Here is an 18,892-nt window from a genome sequence, read left to right on the forward strand (position 1 = left end):
CTCAGCCGCTCTCGCGGACGACGAGCTCGGGCTCGAAGATCACCGAGGTCACCTCGCGGCCGGGGTCGGCGATGCGGTCGAGGAGCATCCGCGCCATCTCGGCGGCCATGTCCTCCACCGGCTGCCGGACCGTCGTCAGTTCCGGCAGCTCCTCGACGGCGGCGCTGCTGTCGTCGAAGCCCACCACGGCGACCTGATCGGGCACCGGGCGGCCGCTGTCGCGCAGCGCGTGGATCGCGCCCTGCGCCATCAGGTCGTTGAGGGCGAACACGCCGTCGATGTCGGGATGGGCGGCCAGCAGGCGCTTCATGGCCTGCTCGCCGCTGTCTCGGGTGAAGTTGCCCTCCGCGCACGGCACGTAGGGCCGGCCGTGGCGGGCGAGCGCGTCGCGGAAGCCGTAGAGGCGTTCCTGTGAGGCGTTCACCGCGCGGGGACCGGAGATGGTGGCGATCATGCGGCAGCCGCGGCGCAACAGGTGCTCGGCGGCCAGTCCGCCGCCGTCGCGGTGGGCCAGATCGACGTAGCTGATGGGGATCGGGTCGGCCGGGCGGGCGAAGAGCACCGACGGAACGCCCGCCTCGATGAGGCGGGCGGGAAGTGAGTCGTCGGAGTGCGTCGACACCAGAAGGGCGCCGTCGGCGTTGCCCCGGCGGAGGTATTCGACGACCTCGTCGCGGGCCGGCTCGGACTCGGCGAGCATCAGGACGGGGTGCATGCCCTGGGGGCGAAGGAATCCGATGACTCCGCCGGCGACTCGGCCGAAGAACGGGTCGCCCAGTATCGAGCCCGGTCCGCCGTCGCCGGCGCCGGAGATGACCAGGGCGAGTGCGTCGGCGCGGCGGGTCACCAGGGAGCGGGCCGCGCGGTTGGGGACGTATCCGATGGCGGCGATGGCGTCTTGCACCTGGGCGGCCAGCGCCGGGTCGACGTTGCGGACACCGTTGATGACCCGGGAGACGGTCGCGCGGGAGACACCCGCGACGTCCGCGACCTGTTCCAAGGTGGGTGATCGCCGTTCGGTCTGGCCCTCCACGTCCATGGCTGTCTTTATAGCACGCCGGAGAGCGCTCTCCGTAGTCCTGCGAATCCGGTGCGCTCGGTCTGTCCGAAAGGGACGGTTGGTCCCGCGATCCGTTGCGTCTTCGGTCAATCCTTGACATTTCTGTGATCGAACTGGAACACTCGGATCCACATTGGAGAGCGCTCTCCCAGTCATCCGACAGGAGATCCGATGAACGCCAGGTCCCCCGGCATCCCGGCGCGCCTCACCGCCGTCCTAGGTGCCGTCCTGCTACTGCTCGGCTGCTTAACCGCCGTCGCCGACCGGGTGTCGGCCGCGCCCTCCCTGCTGTCCCAGGGGAAGCCCGCGACCGCCTCGTCCACCGAGAACACCGACTACACCCCCGCCCGGGCCGCCTTCGACGGCGACACCGGCACCCGCTGGGCGAGCGCCTTCGCCGACCCGCAGTGGATCCAGGTCGACCTCGGCGCCACGGCGTCGGTCGAGCGGATCACGCTCAACTGGGAGGGCGCCTACGCACGGGCCTTCCAGCTCCAGGTCTCGGCCGACGGAGCACAGTGGACCACCGTTTACAGCACCGCCGCCGGCACCGGCGGCGCACAGTCCTTCAACGTCTCCGGAACCGGCCGCCACGTGCGCATGTACGGCACCGCCCGCGCCACCGGCTACGGCTACTCCCTCTGGGAGTTCCAGGTCTTCGGCACCACCGGCGGCCAGCCCCCCGGCCCCGGCCCGGTCAAGGTCGTCGGCAGCCAGGGCAACTGGCAGCTCACCGTCGGCGGACAGCCTTACACGATCAAGGGCCTCACCTGGGGGCCGTCGGTCGCCGACGCGGGGCGCTACATGCCCGACCTGAAGTCCATGGGCGTCAACACGATCCGCACCTGGGGCACCGACGCGAGCAGCCGTCCGCTCTTCGACACCGCCCAGGCCAACGGCATCCGCGTCATCGCCGGCTTCTGGCTCCAGCCGGGCGGCGGACCCGGCAGCGGCGGCTGCGTCAACTACGTGACCGACACCGCCTACAAGACCACCATGCTCGGCGAGATCCGCAACTGGGTCACGACCTACAAGGACCACCAGGGCGTGCTGATGTGGAACGTCGGCAACGAGTCGGTCCTCGGCCTCCAGAACTGCTACTCCGGAGCCGAACTGGAGAACCAGCGCAACGCCTACACGACCTTCGTCAACGAGGCCGCCAAGGCGATCCACGCCATCGACGTCAACCACCCCGTCACCTCGACCGACGCCTGGGTCGGCGCCTGGCCGTACTACAAGGCGAACTCGCCCGACCTGGACCTGTACGCGGTCAACGCCTACAACGCCGTCTGCGGCGTACGGCAGGCCTGGATCGACGGCGGCTACACCAAGCCGTACATCGTCACCGAGGCCGGCCCGGCCGGTGAGTGGGAGGTTCCCGACGATGCCAACGGGGTCCCGAACGAGCCGACCGACGTCCAGAAGCGCGACGGGTACACCAGCGCCTGGAACTGCATCACCGGCCACACCGGTGTGTCCCTGGGCGCGACGATGTTCCACTACGGCCTCGAAGAGGACTTCGGCGGTGTCTGGTTCAACCTGCTTCCCTCCGGCCAGAAGCGCCTGTCCTACTACGCCGTAAAGCAGCTCTACAGTGGACAGGGTTCGGCCAACACCCCGCCGGTCATCACGAACCTCAACGTCGCCGGGGCCGGAGCGGTCGCCGGCGGTTCGCAGTTCCGGATGACCGCGAACGTCAGTGATCCCAACGGTGACGCCGTCACCTATGCGGTGAAGCTGAACTCGAAGTACATCAACGACGCGGGCGGTTTCATCGACGCGCCCTTCGTCCGCAACGCCGACGGCAGCTTCTCGGTCACCGCCCCGCAGATGCTCGGCGTCTGGAAGGTCTACCTCTACGCCCGCGACGGTCAGGGCAACATCGGCATCGAGACGCGCTCGATCCGTGTCGTGCCACCGCCGGTCAGCGGGACCAACCTCGCCCGGGGCAGACCCGCCACCGCCTCGTCGTACCAGACCTGGGGCGACTACAACCCCGGCAAGGCCGTCGACGGCGACCTCACCACCCGCTGGGCGAGCGACTGGGCGGATCCGCAGTGGATCCAGGTGGATCTCGGCGCGCCCACCGCGTTCCGGCACGTCCAGCTCGTCTGGGAGACCTCCTTCGCCAGGTCGTACCAGATCCAGGTGTCCAACGACGGCGTCGGCTGGACCACCGTCCACAGCACCACCGCCGGAGACGGCGGTGCCGACGACGTGGACATCAATGCCACCGCCCGGTACGTGCGCGTCACCGGGACCCAGCGCGGGACCGAATGGGGCTACTCCCTGTTCGAGTTCGGCGTTTACGGGAACTAGGAGGAGTCATGCCGAAGACAAGAACCCGCGTCCTGTCGGCCGTGTTACTGCTGGCCGCGTTACTGGCCGTGCCGGCCACGGCCGAGGCCGACCCGCTGGTCACGCACCACGAGTTCCAGGCCAACTGCACCATCACCCACACTGCAAGCGACGACCCGATCGTCCACCCCGGGCACCCGGGCATGTCGCACAACCACACCTTCATGGGCAACCGCACCACCAACGGCTCCAGCACCACCGAGTCGCTGCTGGCGGGGACGACCAGCTGCAAGGTGCCGGCGGACAAGTCCGCCTACTGGGTGCCGACGCTGACCAACGGCGCCACGCCGATCCTGTCGACCTGGCACCAGACGCTGTACTACAAGTCGGGGATCCTCGACTACGGTGCCGTGCAGCCCTTCCCGCTCGGGATCCGTTTCGTGGTCGGCAGTCCCACCACGACGATCGACCAGTTCCGCACGGCGCCCGGCGCCGTCGAGGGCTGGGAGTGCGGCGAGAGCTTCCACAACTGGGACTTCCCGACGTGGTGTCCGGCGGGGACCCAGCTCAACATTCGATACCAGGCCCCCAGCTGCTGGGATGGAGTGCACCTCGACTCCACCGACCACAAGAGCCACATGGCCTACCCGGTCAACGGCGCCTGCACGGCGAGCCACCCCGTTCCCGTGCCGATGCTGGAGTACAAGATCGCCTTCCCGACCGACGGGAACATGTCGGCGGTGCAGCTGGCCTCAGGGAGAGGATTCAGCTGGCACTACGACTTCTTCAACGCCTGGGAGCCGGCGACCCAGGCAGCGCTGGTCGACCACTGCATCAACGGTGGACTGCAGTGCGACGCCCGCGGGTTCGACCTGTACAAGCCCGACCGGGGCGCCGCGCTGAACGAGGACTACGAGCTGCCGTAGGCGGCGGGAGGGTCTGGGCCGAGATTGCGGCTGAGGCCGAGAGAGGGCTTGAGCTGAGGTCGAGGCCAAGGCCGTGAGGCTGTGAGGGGACGCCGGGCGCGCTCGTTGGGTGCGCCCGGCGTCTCACGCGGGGTTGGCTCGACGTCTCGCGGGGTCGTTCGGCGAAGCGCCGATGATCCGGCCGCTGGTGTCCGGCAGGACGAATGCCGGCCGCAGGTGCGCCACGTCCAGCACGAGAGTCTCGGACACCGCCGCCGACCCGGTCGGCTCCCACGTGCGGCCGGCCGGACCGACACGGAAGGCGAGACCGCGACCGCCGCGTCCCACGCGTGGCCCGCACCTCTCCGAGGAGCGCCGCTCCCGGGCCCGTGGAGGCGCTCGTTCGGCGCGCCCGGTTCGCACACGAGAGGTCGTGTTCGAGCGGACGTGTGGCGTCCGAAGCCCGCGTCGAATGAGCGCGCCGGCCGGGCGGGTGTGGATGAACCCATTGGCATGCCCGGTGTCTCGCGTGCGAGGCGAGTGTCCGATCGGGCGGGGGAGCCCGGTGTCGAGGCGGGCGTCTGGCGCGCGCCGGCGGCAGCCCTCGCCAGCCGCCATCCCACCGCTGCCGCCGGAGAGAACGCACGCGTCGGCGTGTTCCTGCCCCGGCACCTTTTGGCGTGCCCGGCCTCTTCCTGCGCGGCGGACGTCCGAGCGGGCGGGGGAGCCCGTTCGTCGAACCCGGCGTTTGACGCGCGCCGGTGCCAGCCGCCAGCCGCCACCGATCCCGCCGGCGAGAGGCCCCCGCGTGTTCCTGCGCCGGCGCCCGTCGCTCGCTCAGCTGCAAGGCGTCGTGTCCGGAGGAGCGCGTGGCATGGTGACTCCCGGGGCAAGCCTCGAACGCAGCTCCCGGTGCCAGCCGCATCAGCCGAACCCGCGCCTTGGCGCGTTCTGAGCGTCCGAGGGGCCGGCCTGGCGAGCTGCGAGCCTCCGCACGTGTTCGGCGGGCAACGATCCGCCTGCGTCGCAACGTGTCCGGGCGGGCAGAGCCTCCACCCGCGTCTACGTTGGCCGCATCCCAGCAGCCGCGCCAGTGACCCCGCAAGCCCGCCCTGCCCCACGCCAGCCATCCCCACGCGCCGCCCCTCCCACCCCCCTCCGTGTCGCCCACGTCGCCCACGCCCAACCGCATACCCAACCGTCCACACCAGACCCCACCCCGCACCCTCGACCCACCCCAAAGCGGACATCGCCCCCTCCCCAACCTTCCTGCCAGCCCGTAAATAACGAAATCGTTTGTTTAATCGTCATCAGCCCCTAGCCCTCGGGATCTTCTCGCGATAGCTTGAGCGCGATCTTCTTGGCGACCGAGTCCCGGCGCGGCCCGCGCCCTTCTCGTCTCGGCCGCACACCCCCTGGAGGCATCACATATGAATAGAACGCGGCGCAACATCCTGCTGGGCACGGCCGCGGCGGGAACTGCTGCGATCGTGCTCCCGCAGGCGCTTGCGTGGGCCGGCAACAACAAGCTCCGCTACCCCTTCACCCTCGGCGTCGCCTCGGGCGAGCCCACTCCGGACGGCGTGGTCCTGTGGACCCGCCTCGCGCCGAAGCCCTTCGAGGCCGACGCGGGGATGCCCAGCCGGGACGTGGAGGTCGAGTGGGAGATCGCCGCCGACGAGCACTTCCGCCGGGTCGTGCGCCGCGGCAAGGGCGTGGCCTGGCAGGTGTACGGCCATGCGGTGCACGTGGAACTGGGCGGCCTCGCCCCGCACACGTGGTACTGGTACCGGTTCAAAGTGGACGGTCACGTCTCGCCGGTCGGCCGGACCCGCACCGCGCCGGCGCCGGGCACGTCACCGGAGTTCCGCTTCGGTTTCGCCTCCTGCGCCAGCTACGAGTACGGCTACTACACCGCCTACGAGCGCATGGCCGAGGAGGACTTCGACCTGATCGTCTTCCTCGGCGACTACATCTACGAGTACGGCGTCGAGACCAACCACGTCCGCCAGAACTACGCCCCGCCGTACCCGTGCATGTCGGTGGAGGACTACCGGATGCGCTTCGCCCAGCAGAAGGTCGAGCCGGAGGTCCAGCAGGTCCACGCCGCCGCGCCCTGGCTGCCGACCTGGGACGACCACGAGCTGCTCAACGACTACTCCGGCATGTACAGCCCCTACGCCTGGACCGACGAGGAGTTCGCGCTGCGGCGCCGCAACGCCTACCGCGCCTACTACGAGAACATGCCGCTGCGGAAGTCGACGCTCCCGCACGGCATCGACATGCGCATCTACCGCTCCCTCGACTACGGCGACCTGGCCCGCTTCGTCGTCCTCGACACCCGCCAGTACCGCGACCCGCAGGCCTGCCGGGGCGGCATCAAGACCTGCCCCGAGGCGAGCGACCCGGCCCGCAAGTTCCTCGGCAACGACCAGGAGCAGTGGGTCTACGGGCAACTCGACTCCTCGCCGGCGCGCTGGAACGTCATCGCCCAGCAGGTCTTCCTCTCCGCCATCGACGAGAGCGCCGGCACCGCCCAGTCGTTCTCGATGGACTCCTGGAGCGGCTACTCGGCCTCCCGCGACCGCCTGCTCAGCCACATCCAGGCGACCGGCACCAGCAACCCGATCGTGCTGACCGGTGACGTGCACGCCCACTACGTATCCGACATCAAGGCGAACTTCAACGACCCCGCCTCGGCCTCCATCGGCGCGGAGTTCGTGGTCACCTCGATCACCTCGGAGACCGACGGCGCCGACGCCCGCCCGACCTGGCCGGTCCTCCAGGCGGAGAACCCGCACCTGAAGTACCACAGCTTCCGGCGCGGATACGGCGCGACGACGGTCGGCAAGGACACCCTGACCACGGAGATGAAGATCCTGCCCTACGTGTCGACGAAGGGCGCCCCGGTCTCGACCGACGCGACCTTCGTCGTCGAGAACGGTGTCGGAGGGGTGGTGCGGGCGTGAAGGTCAAGCAGTACATCGCGGCGGCCGCCACCGCGGCGACAGTCCTGGTCGGCAGCGCGGCCTCCTCTCCCGGCCACCCGCCCGACGGCGTGGCGCCCGAACCGGTCACGAACCTGGCGGCCGAGGGCGTCGGCGGGCTCAACCGCATCCAGCTCACCTGGGACGAGGCGGTCGACAACGTCGCCCCCGACATCTACAAGGTCTACGGCTCAACGGATCCGCGCTTCAAGCCGGGCCGGCGGACGCTGCTGGGCGAGTCGGCGCTGACGAGCCTGCGCGTCGACGGTCTCGGCACGCATCAGACCTGGTACTTCAAGGTCGTCGCGCTCGACGGGTGGGGCAACGCGTCCGACCCGAGCGGACGCGTCACCGCCACGACCGGCGACACCCTCCGCTACGAGGCCGAGGATCTGGCGCCGGTGCGGTCGAACACCGGCGTCGTCACGCCGAACCCGATGCGCGGCTACAGCGGCACCTGGTCGGACCACGGGCAGGTGTTCGTGCAGGCCCGGACGGCCGCGGACTTCGCCGACCTCGCGCTCGACCTTCCCGCCGCAGGAACCTACGAGGTGCACACCGCGTTCACGAAGGCGCCCGACTACGGCCAGGCGACGCTCGCCGTCGACGGCCACGTCCTCGGTTCGCCTTTCGACGCCTACATTCCCAGCGGCGTCGCGAACAGCGGGGACGTCACGCTCGGCGGCGTGCCCATGGCCGAGGGCGGACATGTTGTCACGCTGGCGCCGGCGGGGAAGAACAGCGCGGCGAAGGGTTTCCAGATCGGTGTCGACTACGTCGATCTCAAGCTGACCGGCACCCTGCCCAGGGACCGTACCGCGCCGGGGCCGATCGCCGACCCGGTGGCCGTCTCCGTCGAGGGAAGTTCGACGCTGCGGGTGACGTGGCAGCCGGCCACCGATGACGTGCTGGTCACCGGTTACGAGGTGTTCGGCTCGACCACGCCGGGCTTCACGCCGTCGAAGGAGAACCTGCTCGACACCGTTCCGGGCGCCCGCTTCGACCACGCCGGGCTTCCCCTGCGCGAGACCTGGCACTACCAGGTCCGGGCCGTCGACGGCGCCGGACGCGAGGGCCCGCTCAGTGGCGAGTTCGCCGGCGTCTCCGGTGACTCGCTCACGGTCGAGGGCGAGACCATGAAACAGATCGCCACGACGGCGAGTTTCGCGATCCAGAACAACTGCTGCTCGCAGGCCTTCTCCGGCGGCAAGCAGCTGCGGTTCATCGCCGGGAAGGCCGGCGACACCGCCGAACTGGAGTTCACCGTCGACATGGCCGGGCAGTACTCGGTGTCGACCACCTCGCTCTACGCCCGCGACTACGGGATCGTGCAGTTCGCGATCGACGGCGTCCCGCTCGGAGCACCGGTCGACCTGTACTCCGCGCCCTACAAGCTGGAACCGGTGGCGCTCGGGCCGGTCCAGCTCGCGACCGGCGCGCACCGCCTGACGATGACGATCGTCGGCCGCAACCCGGCCAGCCCGGGATTCCAGGTGGCGCTGGACAAGCTCACTCTGACGCTGACCTCGTAAGCGGACGCGGGGAGGCCACGAAGGCCTCCCCGCGTTCATGCGCAGGGTGATCATTCACGCACTCACGGATCGGATCAGTGACAGAATCCCCCACGCCGTGTGTCGATCCCGTTAGGCTGGCCTGCCTGAGTCCTTAGAGGACGGAGAGCGGCATGTCGCGGATCGAAGAGGTCATCAGCGCGCTCCAGCAGGTCGTCGACCGGGTCGGGGAAGCGCAGCAGGCGACGGCGCTGGCCCTATCGGCGACAGGGGAGGCCCTGACGGGCGCCCAGGAACTCGGCGCCGCGAACACGGTCTCCGGCCTCGACGCCGTCCGCGCGCTGATCGAGTCGCTGCAAGGCCAGGCCGACGGGCTCAAGGACGCCGCCGAGGACGCCATCTCCCGGACGCACGCCGTCGCGGGTGGCAGTTGAAGAGCCCGCGCCCCGGGCGCCGACGGCCCGCGGTTCGCTTACCCCGCCCGCCACGGGCACTGGGCCAATGCGGTGGGGCATCTCGGCGGACAGCCGCCGACGAGGCCCGGGCACGTCCTGGACCCGGGCACGCGCGTCCATATCCTCTACGGCCACGGCGACGGCAGCGGTGGGCATCGATCCGGCGCCGGTGTCCCCGCCAAGACCGAGTTCCCCAAGGACTGGACGGATGAGGACATTGTCCGCTTGGTCAAAGATGTCGGCCGAAATCCTGGCAGTCCCCCGCGTCAGCGCACAAATGGCACTTGGCAGTGCAAAGGTGTCCGAGAAGACGTCGAGATCACCGTTTATCTCAGAACCGACGGCAGCGTTGCCACGGCTTATCCCCGCCGGGGAGATCCCGGTGTCGTGAAGAATCCGCCGGAAGGACGCGAGGCACATGGACGTGCGTGAAATCACGAGGGCGCTTGAGGCCCTCCTCGACTCCCTGTCCGGACGGGTCGACGCCGCCGAGATCGACATGTCCCGCGACGACCTCGACGCCGGCGAGTGGCGCCTGGCCTTCGAGGCCCTCCTCGCCGCGCTGGCCGCCGAGCGGGTCGCGGTGACCGAGGCCGAACGCGCCGATCTGCTCCGCCTCGCTGCCGACCTCGACATCGATCCGGCGCCCGTCGGCGAACTCCCGGAGCGGCCGGCCGCGCAGGAGGATCCGGCCCTGTAACGCGAGGCCGTACGCCCCGCAGGACGCGAAACGGCGGGCGCCCGTGTCGCCACGGGCGCCCGCCGGCCGGGGGAGGGTCAGCAGTCCCCGCGTGCGGCGATGAAAGCCGAGATCCACGCCAGAGGCGCGTTCCAGTTGACGGTGAGCTCGTTGGTCGACCACGACTCGATGTCATCGATGTAGCAGAACTGCGGGGCGCAGCCGGTGAGCAGGCGCTGCGCGAGCGGGTCCTGGATGCTGGAGTTGGGCCCGCCGGCGAGGGTGCCGGGGGGCGGGTTCGGCAGTGCCGGGTCGAGCTGGTCGGCGTACCAGCGGCTGTGCTGGTTCTCCGCCGCCACATCGCCGTATCCGGTCACATAGGACACGTTGAGCGCGTTGCGGCCCAGGATGTAGTCCATGCCCTCCAGCACGCCCGCGAGGTACTTCTTCGAGCCGCTGAGCTCGTGCGCGGTGGCCAGCACGATGAGGTTGTTGACGACCTGGTGGTTGGAGCCCCAGTCGTAGGAGTTCCCGGCGGGGGCGTAGGGGATGCCGTAGGGGTGGGCGTCGAGCGTGGCGAGGTAGCCGTCGGCGGCGCGCAGAACCGAGCGCCTGACCTCCGACCGGCCCGGCAGCGTGCTCGGCAGGGTCGCCAGGTCGATGCGGCCGAGCTGGGCGGTGTTGCCCCAGTCGAAGCCGCGGTCGCGCCAGATGTCGCCGGTGTGGTGCGGCGAGGCGAGCACGAAGTCGCGGTAGGTCCGGTCACCGGTGGTCAGGTACAACTCGGCGGCCGCCCAGTAGAACTCGTCGCTGACCTCGGCGTCGTTGTAGGCGCCGCCTCCGGTGGCGTCATTGGGATCGGCGTACATCTCGGGGTTGGCCAGCGCCGCCTGCCAGGCCGCGCGTGCGGCGGCGAGGTTCTCGGCGGCGAAGGCGCGGTCGAAGCGCTTGAAGATCCGCGCGGCCTGCGCGGCGGTGGCCGCGAGGTTGAGGGTGGCGGCCGTCGACGGCGGGTGCAGTTCGCGTTTCTGCGGGTCGAGGTGCGGCATGAGCGGCAGGCCGGTCCAGGCCGCGTCGTGGATCTTGTGGTGGGCCATGCCCGCCAGCGGCTCCCCGGCCGGGACGCGCATGCTCAGCAGGAACTCCTGCTCCCAGCGCGCCTCGTCGAGGATGTCGGGGACGCCGTTGCCGCTCTCGGGGATGGCCAGGGTCGCGTCGCGGCCGGCGAGGCCGCGCTCGTACTCGCTCATGAGCTGGTGCACGGAGATGCCGCCGTTGACGACGTACTTGCCGTGGTCGCCGGCGTCGTACCAGCCGCCGGAGACGTCGAGGCTGTAGTCGCATACGCCCGGCTGGCAGGGCACGAGGGTGTCACCGGTGTTGGGCGCGACGCCCACGTGCCCGGCGGGACGGGCGTATCCGGGCCGCAGTTCCTCACTGATGGCGATGCCGCTGCGCTGCGGGTAATAGAAGCGCAGGGCGTCGACGGCGAGCCGGTCGTAGATGCGCGCGTCGATGTCGAAGGGCCGGCTGGTCTCGCCGTCGGCGACGACCGTGAGGCCGCTCGCGGCGCGGCGCAGGCCGTCGAAGGCGAGCGAGTGGACGTTCTGGCCGGAGCTGGCGTCGAGTCCGCGCGGGACGGTCGTGCCGCGGGTGAGGACCCGGCCGCCGGAGTCGACGACGGTGAAGGGGAGCGGTTCGGTGGCCTCGGTGACCAAGGTGGCGTTCTTCGGGCCGTCGGGGAGGTAGCCGACCTGGTTGACGCGGACGCGGGGTCCGGTGTCGGGCTCGTATACGGGCGGTTCGGCGCCGCCGGTGAGGGTGACGTCGTCGAGGCAGAAGCGCCACGGGTCGACGCTGCCGCCGAGCTGGAAGGCGACCTGCGCCGAGGGCAGGTCGACCGGTGAGGTGAAGGTATAGGCGAAGGCGGCGCCGCCGGGTGCGAGCTCGGGCGCGGCCGAGAGGTACTGGGTGTAGGGCGCGACGGGGAGCTGGACGAGTGCCCGCGCGACCTTCGAGGGGTCGCCCGCGGCGAAGAAACCGAAGTCGTAGGACTCGCCGGTCTGGAGCGGCACGCCGTCGTAGCCGACGATGACGTCCCAGGGGTTCACCGTGCCGCCGGGGATGTCGGCGCACAGCTGTCCGCCGCTGGAGTCGAGGGTGATGTTCGCGGTGCCCCACCAGGGCGCGTGGCCGTTGCCGAAGGTGCCGTTGGAGATCAGTTCGGGCCCTTCGGCCTGTGCGGGGGATGTGGCGATCGCCGTGGTGGCTAAGGCGACGGCCGCGGCGATGGCGAGCGCGCCGGCGCGGCGCCGGCTGTTTGCGTTGTCCACCGGGGGTCCTCTCGGTTGTGTGGGAGCGCTCCCACTCCGTTGCGCCGATATTGACAGCGCGTTGCCCCCGTGTCAACGCACCGCCCTCGGCTCGCCGTCTCAGCGCATCAGCGACCTCCCCGTCGGGGCGAGGCGAAGCCGCTCGATCCGCTTCGAGGCCGAGCTCAGGACCGTCCATTCGGGACTGTCGGTGTAGCGCGAGTCCTGCGACTCCGCCGCCAGCCACGCGAACACGTGCTCCCCGGTGCGGACCGGCAGCGCGGTGAAGTCGTTGGCCGCGTACTCGGTCTCCAGGTAGGCCAGGAGGCGGGCGCCCGTGGCGGCCAGGACGGGCAGAGCCGCCTCGAAGCGTGCGCGGAAGTCCTCGTCGACGGGCTCGGTCAGGTGGTGAACGGTGGCGACGACGACCGTCCCCGGCGGCGGTGCTCCTGCCGGGGCTCGCTCGCCCCGCGCCGCGATGCCGGAGCCGGGCCGGACGGGGCGAAGGAGCAGGACGTCGTCGCTGTCGACCATGGTGGCGTTCGCGGCGTCCCGGTTGGCCTTCCAAGCGGGGCCGCCGTAGAACGCCGTGAGTGCTTCCCGTCGCGTCGCCATGTCGGCGAACCCGCGCAGCCATACGAAGCGGTCGGGATCGTCCAGATCGCGGAACTGGCCCAGAATGTGGGCACCGGCCGCCTCCTGCGGTTCGACCAGTTCGCCGTCGAAGATGTCGATGAGGTCGTCGCGTCTGGCGGGGCGCAGCGTGTAGGTGCGCAGTTCGTAGACGGTCATGGTTCCTCCCGATGCGATGTCCGGCGGGGAACGCTACGGGCGGTGGCTGACACCTGGTGTCAGGTATTCCGAAACCTTTCGGCGAAAGTCTGGACAGTTGATCGCGCGAGGGCCAATATGAGCATTTCACTGATTCGTGCGCCTTTCGCAGGAGCACGACCCGCCAGAATGGAGTGACGCGATGGAATTACCTTCCGGCACCGACAATCACCGAACGCGACGGTGGCTTCTCACCCGTGGTGCCGCCACCGCGGCGGCGGTCGCGGTGGGCTCGGTCTGGGCCGCGCCGTCGGCGGGTGCCGCGCTGGCGACGGTCGACATGGAGCTGGTGCTCGTCGCCGCGCTCGTCGACCCGCCGAAGGCCGACACCGGACTCACTCCGGGCTGCGGACCGCATGTGCTGCCGGTGGAGCAGGCGCTCGACGCCAAGAACTACCTCGCGGCCTCCGCAGTCGACGGCCACTATGGCACGTCGACGATCACGGCGTACGCCGCTTACCAGCAGTCGCTGGGGTACACGGGCATCGACGCCAACGGGCTCCCCGGCGCGACCTCGCTGACGAGCCTCGGCGCCAACCGCTACACGGTGATCCACCCCGTCCGGGCCGGTTCGCGGACCGAGAGCTACGGCGGTAAGCGGGTCAACGCGCGCACCAAGAGCATGCTCGCCAACGCCGACGGCAAGGTGTCGTTCTCGATCACCCTCACCCAGGGCTCGTACACGTCGTCCAACCCCGACTCGGCCGGGACGCACGACGGTGGCGGCGTGGTGGACATCGGGGTGAGTTCCCTGTCGACGACGCAGCGCTGGCAGCTGGTCAAGGCGCTGCGGCAGGTCGGCTTCGCGGCCTGGCTGCGCACGCCCGACCAGGGCTTCGCCTACCACATCCACGCCGTGGCGGTCGCCGACCCGGACCTGTCGAAGCAGGCCCAGGCGCAGGTGCACGACTACTACTTCGGCAAGAACGGGCTGGCCAGTCACGCCGCCGACAACACCCCCTCAAGCTACCGGGTGCCCTTCACCTGGTGGGAGAAGTACTCGCGGGGTTAGACCGACCCTGCGCACCGGCCATCGGCACTGGCCGACCGCGCGACACTCCACCGCCCTGCCGCAGTCGCCTGCGGCAGGGCGTTCTGCTGAGCAACTCAGGTTGACTATCGTCGTTTAGTCAACTAGAGTTGCTTCATGTCCGACGACGCTCCCGCAGTACAGGACACCGCCGACGCCCTCGCGGCCGTCGCGGCGCTCCGTCGCCTCGCCGACCACCTGGAGGACACCGCCGTCGAACGCGCCATGCGCGAAGGCTGGAGCTGGCCACAGGTCGCCGACGCGCTCGGCGTCACCCGCCAGGCCGTCCACAAGAAACACGCCCGGCGGCTCATCGCCGAAGGCGTCGAACTCAGGAGGCGCTGACGATGAGCCCCATCGACGAATACCTGCACGCGATCATCGACCGCGCCGGCCAGGAGGCGCATGACGACGGCTCCTCGGCCGTCGAGGCCCACCACCTCCTTCTCGCCGTCGCCGCACAACCCGAGCCCGTCGTCGGCCCCCTCCTCCACGACGCCGGACTCGACCGGCAGGCCGTCCACGACGCCCTGCGCCGCGAGTACGAGCACAGCCTCAGCACCGTCGGCGTGAACCTGGCGTCCTTCGACCTCGCGCCGCCGACCCGCACGCCCAAGCGCTCACTGAAGATCGGCGCCACCGCCAAAGGCGTCCTCGAACGCGGCTTCGCCACCGCCCGCAAGAAGGACCTGCGACCGGCCCACCTCCTCCTGGCCATCCTGCGGATCCAGAACGGCACCGTGCCCCGCGCGCTCGCCATCGCCGGCGTCGACACCACCGCACTCGTCGAGCGCGTGAGCCGGACGGTCGGCGCCTAGGACTTTCCTCCCACCCGGTTCCGTCATGGCACGACCAGGCCCTTTTCGCGTCCGCCCACACCGAGGAGCACCGATGAGACCCTTCTTCCGCGCCGGCGCCGGCCGGCACGCCGCGACCCTGCCCCGCACCGCGGCCGTCCCCGGCCACGACGCCGTCCAGCACGTCCTCGACAGGGCCGTCACCGAAGGCGGACTGCCCGGCGTACTCGCCGAGATCCGCGACGGGAACGCATGCTGGTCGGGCACCGCCGGCGTCGCCGACACCGCCACCGGCGAGCCGCGCGGACACGCCGACCGCTTCCGGATCGGCAGCATCACCAAGACCTTCGTCGCCGTCGTCGTGCTCCAGCTCGCCGCGGAGCACCGGCTCAGCCTCGACGACACCGTCGAGACCTGGCTGCCCGGACTGGTCACCGGCGGCGGCCACGACGGCTGGCGCGTCACCGTCCGGCGCCTGCTCGACCACACCAGCGGGATCTACAGCTACACCAACGATCCCGCCGCGCTCAGCGAGCACGAGAGCTACACGCCCAGGATGCTCGTCGAGGCCGCCATGGCGCACCCCGCGTCCTTCGCGCCCGGCACCGACTGGGAGTACAGCAACACCAACTACGTCCTCGCCGGGATGATCGCCGAGAAGGCCTCCGGCCGGGCGCTCGCCGACGAGATCGACGCCCGCATCGCCGGCCCACTCGGCCTGTCGGGGACCTACCTCCCGCGCGGGGACGACGAGACCATCGACGGGCCCCACGCCCGGCACTACACGACGCTGCACGATCCGTCGCCCGGCGCGCGGGTCCACGACATCACGGAGATGAACACGACGCCGTACTGGGCGGCGGGGGCGATGGTCTCGACCGTCGGTGACCTCAACCGCTTCTTCGCGGCGCTGCTGTCCGGCGAGCTGGGCAGGGCCGAGATGTTCACCACGACCCCGACGAAGAACTGGATCGCCGACACCGCCTACGGGCTCGGGGTGACCTCACTGCGGCTCGGTGACGGGACGCGGCTGTGGGGGATGGGCGGCGCGATCTTCGGTTCGTGGACTTACTCGTACGGGACGCGGGACGGAAGGCGCGTGCTGACGGTGAACAGCAACGGGGACTGGGCGCGCGGAGAGTGGAGCGACCCCATCGGGGCGTTCACGGAAGTGCTGGAGGCGGGGTTCGGGGGAGGGGCGGGGGGTTAGGGGCGGGCGGGATGCCGCCGGTGGCGGGCGCGCGTTCCGGTCGTGCCGGCGTCTTTCGTGCGGCGAGGTATCCGTTCCAGGACTCGGTGTACGACCATGACTTCTCGCCCGCGCGGTGCTTCTCGCGAAAATGGCGCGCGACCCACACGATGTTGAGGCGTCGACGGGTGAGGGCCCGAAAGCGCACCACCCGCTGCCCCGGGTGGCGCGCGTTGTCCTACACCCTCGACGAGAAGCTGCTCGTGAACGCGGAGTTGATCGGGTTACCCGCGGTGTCGAAGCAGTTCACCTCGACGATGATGTCCGTACCCGCCGACCACCACGGTCTGTGCAGCCCGCAGAAGCTGTCGCCGTTGGTGTAGAAGGCGGTGGCCTGCGAGTTGCCCGGCGCGCTGGTCGCGAGCTGGTAGTACTTGATCGTCCACACCGGTGGGCCGCCGCCCATTCCGTTGGACCCGGTGACCGAGTTGTAGTTGGTCGTCGCCGGACCGACGCCGGGCGCGTTGTGGATGTACCCGAAGCGGCTCGGCGGGAAAGCCGGCCCGTACAGCGACCGCTTGAACTGGTAGGTGGCCGTGAACGCCGTATCGGTCATCACGCCCAGATGGTTGCGGCACATGATGCGGAACGACTGCCCCGCTGGCCCCGAGCTCCAGCTGGCGACCTGACATCGCGCGGGCATGCCCGCCTTGACCGCGGTCACCTGAATACCGCCGTCGCGGGGACCGGGCGTCCCCAGGCCGTTGAAGGTGATCGAGTACAGACCCGCACCGGCGTGGAAGCACGTGTTACCGGCGCCGACGGAGTTGTACGTGGAGGCCACACCGCACGTCGCGGTGTTGAACATGTACCCGTACAGCCCACCGCCGACGGGCCCTGAACTCGCCGAGAACTGCACCGAGAAGCCGGGAACGGGGTCGAGCACACCGGTGGTGCGGTAGCAGGCGACCCACACGAGCTCGTTGGGCGGCACCGCGGTGTCCATCCCCCACCGCTCGGCCTGACAGAAGCGCCCGTTGGGGGCACTGAGGGCGTCGTGCACGGCGGTGACGTGCACCGCGCCGCCCGAGATCCCCTGCCCGGGGAACTTCACCAGCCAGCGGCCGGGGACGACGGGTGAGACGGTGGTACCGGCGGGAACCGCCTGGGAGACGACTCCTCCCGACCACAGGGCGAAGCCGACGCGGTCGGGGACCGCGGCCTGTGCGGGTTGATTGGCTAAGACCAGGCCGGCGCCGGCCAATAGGGTCACGGCGATCCGCGACATCCAGCGTTTGACGCTCATTGCGCCTCCTTCTCGGAAGGTTTGCGTAAAGCCCACCCAGGTTATCGGCGAACCGGTCGCGCACGTGTCGGATCGTGGCCTGACTTTCCGTTCGGCGACGCGTATCATGGCTGCTTGGCTGCCTTTTCGGGCAAAAAGCGAGCGTGCCGTGCGAGTCGGTGGACTCGGCAATTCTCCGGTCGCCATGAAACCGTTGGCGTGCGCGGCGAAATGATTGCCATTGGCGCACCGGGAATCGATCCCCTGTGGACCATGTAAAGCCGGTGAGCAGCTCCGGGAGGGCGCGGCGGCGAGCTGGCGTCGACCCCCGCTGTCGCGCGCAGGCGATCCCGCGCCGGAAAAGAGCAGTGATCTGCACAGTCCGAAAGGGACGTTCCGGTGCCCGATCGGGAATGTGGCGGGATCCCGTCGAGGTGAGTTCAGTGAATTGCGTGAATGCGCGTGATCCATTCTCCCGGCGGTCGGCTCATCCGTGCGGAGAGACCTTTCCGGGGTGACGCCGTACACCGGACCTCGATTCCATGTGCCCGGTCGCGCGGATCCCATACGTTCGGGTGAGCAGGATGCCCGGAAGTGCCTTCCTGTGGGCACGCCGGGGAAAAGGGCATGAAGTCAACACGCAGCGTAGTTACGGTCTGCTGATGGAGATCCTGCGTTATTCGGCGTTCAGTCTCGACCCGGCCGGCGGCAATCCCGCCGGCGTCGTCCTGGACGCCTCGGGTGCCGACGCCGCCCGCATGCTCGCCGTCGCGGCCGAGCTCGGCTACTCCGAGACCGCGTTCGTGACCCCGAGATCCGACGGAAGCCTCGGCGTCCGCTACTTCAGCCCGCTGGCCGAGGTCCCCTTCTGCGGCCACGCGACCATCGCCACCGCCGTCGCCTACGCCCAGCGCCACGGCGTAGGGAACCTGTTGCTGCGCACCCGCATCGGGGATGTGCCGGTGGCCACCGGCCGGGGCGGCGACGGTGCCATCTCGGCGACACTGACCAGCGTCGCGCCCACCTCGGTCGTGATCGCCCGCCGCGACCTCGCCGAACTGCTGCGGCTCTTGCGCTGGCCGGAGTCCGACCTCGACGCGGCCCTTCCGCCGCGTTCGGCCTATGCGGGGAACTGGCACCCGGTGATCGCCGCCGGGAGCCGTGCCAGGCTGTCCGACCTCGACTACGACATGCCCGCCCTCGCCGCGCTCATGGCCCGCAAGGAGTGGACCACGATCCATCTCGTCTGGCGCGAGTCGCCGACCGTTTTCCACGTCCGCAACGCCTTCCCGCCAGGGGGAGTGGTCGAGGACCCGGCGACGGGCGCGGCCGCGGCGGCCTTCGGCGGCTACCTCCGTGAACTCGGCCTGCTCGACCTTCCGGCGACGGTCACCGTGCACCAAGGCCACGACATGGGCCGTCCCGGCACCATCACGGTGACCGTTCCGGCCGAGCCGGGCAGCGGCATCAGGGTGTCGGGCTCGGCGGTCCGCCTGTAGGCCGGCGGGGGTCCGGGGCCGGGTAGTCTTCGGGCCCCCGCTGGAAGGATCTTG

At 70.2% G+C, this 18,892-nt stretch carries 16 protein-coding genes; 12 read left to right on the forward strand and 4 right to left on the reverse strand.

Annotated features, from left to right (window positions below; translation table 11 throughout):
- Position 1: 1 nt before the first annotated feature.
- On the reverse strand, positions 2–1,039 hold the full coding sequence (locus AB0I28_RS12020) for a LacI family DNA-binding transcriptional regulator (RefSeq protein WP_357492341.1): 1,038 nt from the start codon (positions 1,037–1,039) through the stop codon (positions 2–4).
- Positions 1,040–1,231: 192 nt separating this feature from the next.
- Here AB0I28_RS12020 and AB0I28_RS12025 point away from each other — a divergent pair, with 192 nt between their 5' ends.
- The 7 genes from AB0I28_RS12025 to AB0I28_RS12055 all read left to right on the forward strand — a co-directional run bounded on the left by AB0I28_RS12025 (position 1,232) and on the right by AB0I28_RS12055 (position 9,916).
- Positions 1,232–3,379 carry a discoidin domain-containing protein gene (locus AB0I28_RS12025; protein WP_357492343.1) on the forward strand — a complete coding sequence of 716 codons (2,148 nt, stop codon included), beginning with the start codon at positions 1,232–1,234 and terminating at the stop codon, positions 3,377–3,379.
- A gap of 8 nt (positions 3,380–3,387) precedes the next feature.
- Positions 3,388–4,284 (forward strand): DUF1996 domain-containing protein, encoded by an 897-nt coding sequence (locus tag AB0I28_RS12030; RefSeq protein WP_357492345.1) that lies wholly within the window; start codon positions 3,388–3,390, stop codon positions 4,282–4,284.
- 1,409 nt (positions 4,285–5,693) lie between these two features.
- A complete protein-coding gene (locus AB0I28_RS12035; RefSeq protein ID WP_357492347.1) occupies positions 5,694–7,232 on the forward strand; it encodes an alkaline phosphatase D family protein in 1,539 nt (512 codons plus the stop codon).
- The gene (locus AB0I28_RS12040; RefSeq protein ID WP_357492349.1) at positions 7,229–8,782 is read left to right on the forward strand and encodes a hypothetical protein; all 1,554 of its coding nucleotides are present in this window, start codon (positions 7,229–7,231) and stop codon (positions 8,780–8,782) included. The genes AB0I28_RS12035 and AB0I28_RS12040 overlap by 4 nt, the downstream gene beginning before the upstream one ends.
- A 152-nt stretch (positions 8,783–8,934) precedes the next feature.
- Positions 8,935–9,195, forward strand: coding sequence for a hypothetical protein (locus AB0I28_RS12045; protein ID WP_357492350.1), 261 nt, complete (start codon positions 8,935–8,937; stop codon positions 9,193–9,195).
- A 72-nt stretch (positions 9,196–9,267) separates the two neighbouring features.
- Positions 9,268–9,648: an EndoU domain-containing protein gene (locus AB0I28_RS12050; protein ID WP_357492352.1), complete on the forward strand. Its 381-nt coding sequence runs from the start codon at positions 9,268–9,270 to the stop codon at positions 9,646–9,648.
- A complete protein-coding gene (locus AB0I28_RS12055; RefSeq protein ID WP_357492354.1) occupies positions 9,635–9,916 on the forward strand; it encodes a MafI family immunity protein in 282 nt (93 codons plus the stop codon). Before AB0I28_RS12050 ends, AB0I28_RS12055 begins: the two co-directional genes overlap by 14 nt.
- A 77-nt stretch (positions 9,917–9,993) precedes the next feature.
- Here the strand turns inward: AB0I28_RS12055 and AB0I28_RS12060 are convergent, their stop codons facing one another.
- Positions 9,994–12,228: a glycoside hydrolase family 9 protein gene (locus AB0I28_RS12060; protein ID WP_357492356.1), complete on the reverse strand. Its 2,235-nt coding sequence runs from the start codon at positions 12,226–12,228 to the stop codon at positions 9,994–9,996.
- A gap of 99 nt (positions 12,229–12,327) precedes the next feature.
- Positions 12,328–12,999, reverse strand: a complete 672-nt coding sequence (locus AB0I28_RS12065) for an NIPSNAP family protein (protein ID WP_357492358.1) — start codon at positions 12,997–12,999, stop codon at positions 12,328–12,330.
- A gap of 181 nt (positions 13,000–13,180) precedes the next feature.
- Here AB0I28_RS12065 and AB0I28_RS12070 point away from each other — a divergent pair, with 181 nt between their 5' ends.
- The 4 genes from AB0I28_RS12070 to AB0I28_RS12085 all read left to right on the forward strand — a co-directional run bounded on the left by AB0I28_RS12070 (position 13,181) and on the right by AB0I28_RS12085 (position 16,075).
- On the forward strand, positions 13,181–14,050 hold the full coding sequence (locus AB0I28_RS12070; protein ID WP_357492360.1) for a peptidoglycan-binding protein: 870 nt from the start codon (positions 13,181–13,183) through the stop codon (positions 14,048–14,050).
- A gap of 135 nt (positions 14,051–14,185) precedes the next feature.
- Positions 14,186–14,413 carry a hypothetical protein gene (locus AB0I28_RS12075; RefSeq protein ID WP_357492362.1) on the forward strand — a complete coding sequence of 76 codons (228 nt, stop codon included), beginning with the start codon at positions 14,186–14,188 and terminating at the stop codon, positions 14,411–14,413.
- A gap of 2 nt (positions 14,414–14,415) precedes the next feature.
- On the forward strand, positions 14,416–14,886 hold the full coding sequence (locus tag AB0I28_RS12080) for a Clp protease N-terminal domain-containing protein (protein ID WP_357492364.1): 471 nt from the start codon (positions 14,416–14,418) through the stop codon (positions 14,884–14,886).
- 73 nt (positions 14,887–14,959) lie between these two features.
- On the forward strand, positions 14,960–16,075 hold the full coding sequence (locus AB0I28_RS12085) for a serine hydrolase domain-containing protein (RefSeq protein ID WP_357492366.1): 1,116 nt from the start codon (positions 14,960–14,962) through the stop codon (positions 16,073–16,075).
- 217 nt (positions 16,076–16,292) lie between these two features.
- Here the strand turns inward: AB0I28_RS12085 and AB0I28_RS12090 are convergent, their stop codons facing one another.
- The gene (locus tag AB0I28_RS12090; RefSeq protein ID WP_357492368.1) at positions 16,293–17,360 is read right to left on the reverse strand and encodes a hypothetical protein; all 1,068 of its coding nucleotides are present in this window, start codon (positions 17,358–17,360) and stop codon (positions 16,293–16,295) included.
- Positions 17,361–18,001: 641 nt separating this feature from the next.
- On the opposite strand from AB0I28_RS12090, the gene AB0I28_RS12095 reads away from it, so the two are divergent.
- Entirely contained in the window at positions 18,002–18,838 is an 837-nt protein-coding gene (locus tag AB0I28_RS12095) for a PhzF family phenazine biosynthesis isomerase (RefSeq protein ID WP_357492370.1), read from the forward strand.
- The last annotated feature ends 54 nt before the right edge of the window (positions 18,839–18,892 follow it).

The sequence above is a fragment of the Phytomonospora sp. NPDC050363 genome (assembly GCF_040655735.1).
In the GTDB taxonomy this organism is placed as follows: Bacteria; Actinomycetota; Actinomycetes; order Mycobacteriales; family Micromonosporaceae; genus Phytomonospora.

Excerpts from the sequence above, each read along its gene's own strand:
- AB0I28_RS12020 (WP_357492341.1), bottom strand. The coding sequence starts at position 1,039 with ATGGACGTGGAGGGCCAGACCGAACGGCGATCACCCACCTTGGAACAG.
- AB0I28_RS12025 (WP_357492343.1), top strand. The coding sequence starts at position 1,232 with ATGAACGCCAGGTCCCCCGGCATCCCGGCGCGCCTCACCGCCGTCCTA.
- AB0I28_RS12030 (WP_357492345.1), top strand. The coding sequence starts at position 3,388 with ATGCCGAAGACAAGAACCCGCGTCCTGTCGGCCGTGTTACTGCTGGCC.
- AB0I28_RS12035 (WP_357492347.1), top strand. The coding sequence starts at position 5,694 with ATGAATAGAACGCGGCGCAACATCCTGCTGGGCACGGCCGCGGCGGGA.
- AB0I28_RS12045 (WP_357492350.1), top strand. The coding sequence starts at position 8,935 with ATGTCGCGGATCGAAGAGGTCATCAGCGCGCTCCAGCAGGTCGTCGAC.
- AB0I28_RS12055 (WP_357492354.1), top strand. The coding sequence starts at position 9,635 with ATGGACGTGCGTGAAATCACGAGGGCGCTTGAGGCCCTCCTCGACTCC.
- AB0I28_RS12065 (WP_357492358.1), bottom strand. The coding sequence starts at position 12,999 with ATGACCGTCTACGAACTGCGCACCTACACGCTGCGCCCCGCCAGACGC.
- AB0I28_RS12070 (WP_357492360.1), top strand. The coding sequence starts at position 13,181 with ATGGAATTACCTTCCGGCACCGACAATCACCGAACGCGACGGTGGCTT.
- AB0I28_RS12075 (WP_357492362.1), top strand. The coding sequence starts at position 14,186 with ATGTCCGACGACGCTCCCGCAGTACAGGACACCGCCGACGCCCTCGCG.
- AB0I28_RS12080 (WP_357492364.1), top strand. The coding sequence starts at position 14,416 with ATGAGCCCCATCGACGAATACCTGCACGCGATCATCGACCGCGCCGGC.
- AB0I28_RS12085 (WP_357492366.1), top strand. The coding sequence starts at position 14,960 with ATGAGACCCTTCTTCCGCGCCGGCGCCGGCCGGCACGCCGCGACCCTG.
- AB0I28_RS12090 (WP_357492368.1), bottom strand. The coding sequence starts at position 17,360 with ATGAGCGTCAAACGCTGGATGTCGCGGATCGCCGTGACCCTATTGGCC.
- AB0I28_RS12095 (WP_357492370.1), top strand. The coding sequence starts at position 18,002 with ATGGAGATCCTGCGTTATTCGGCGTTCAGTCTCGACCCGGCCGGCGGC.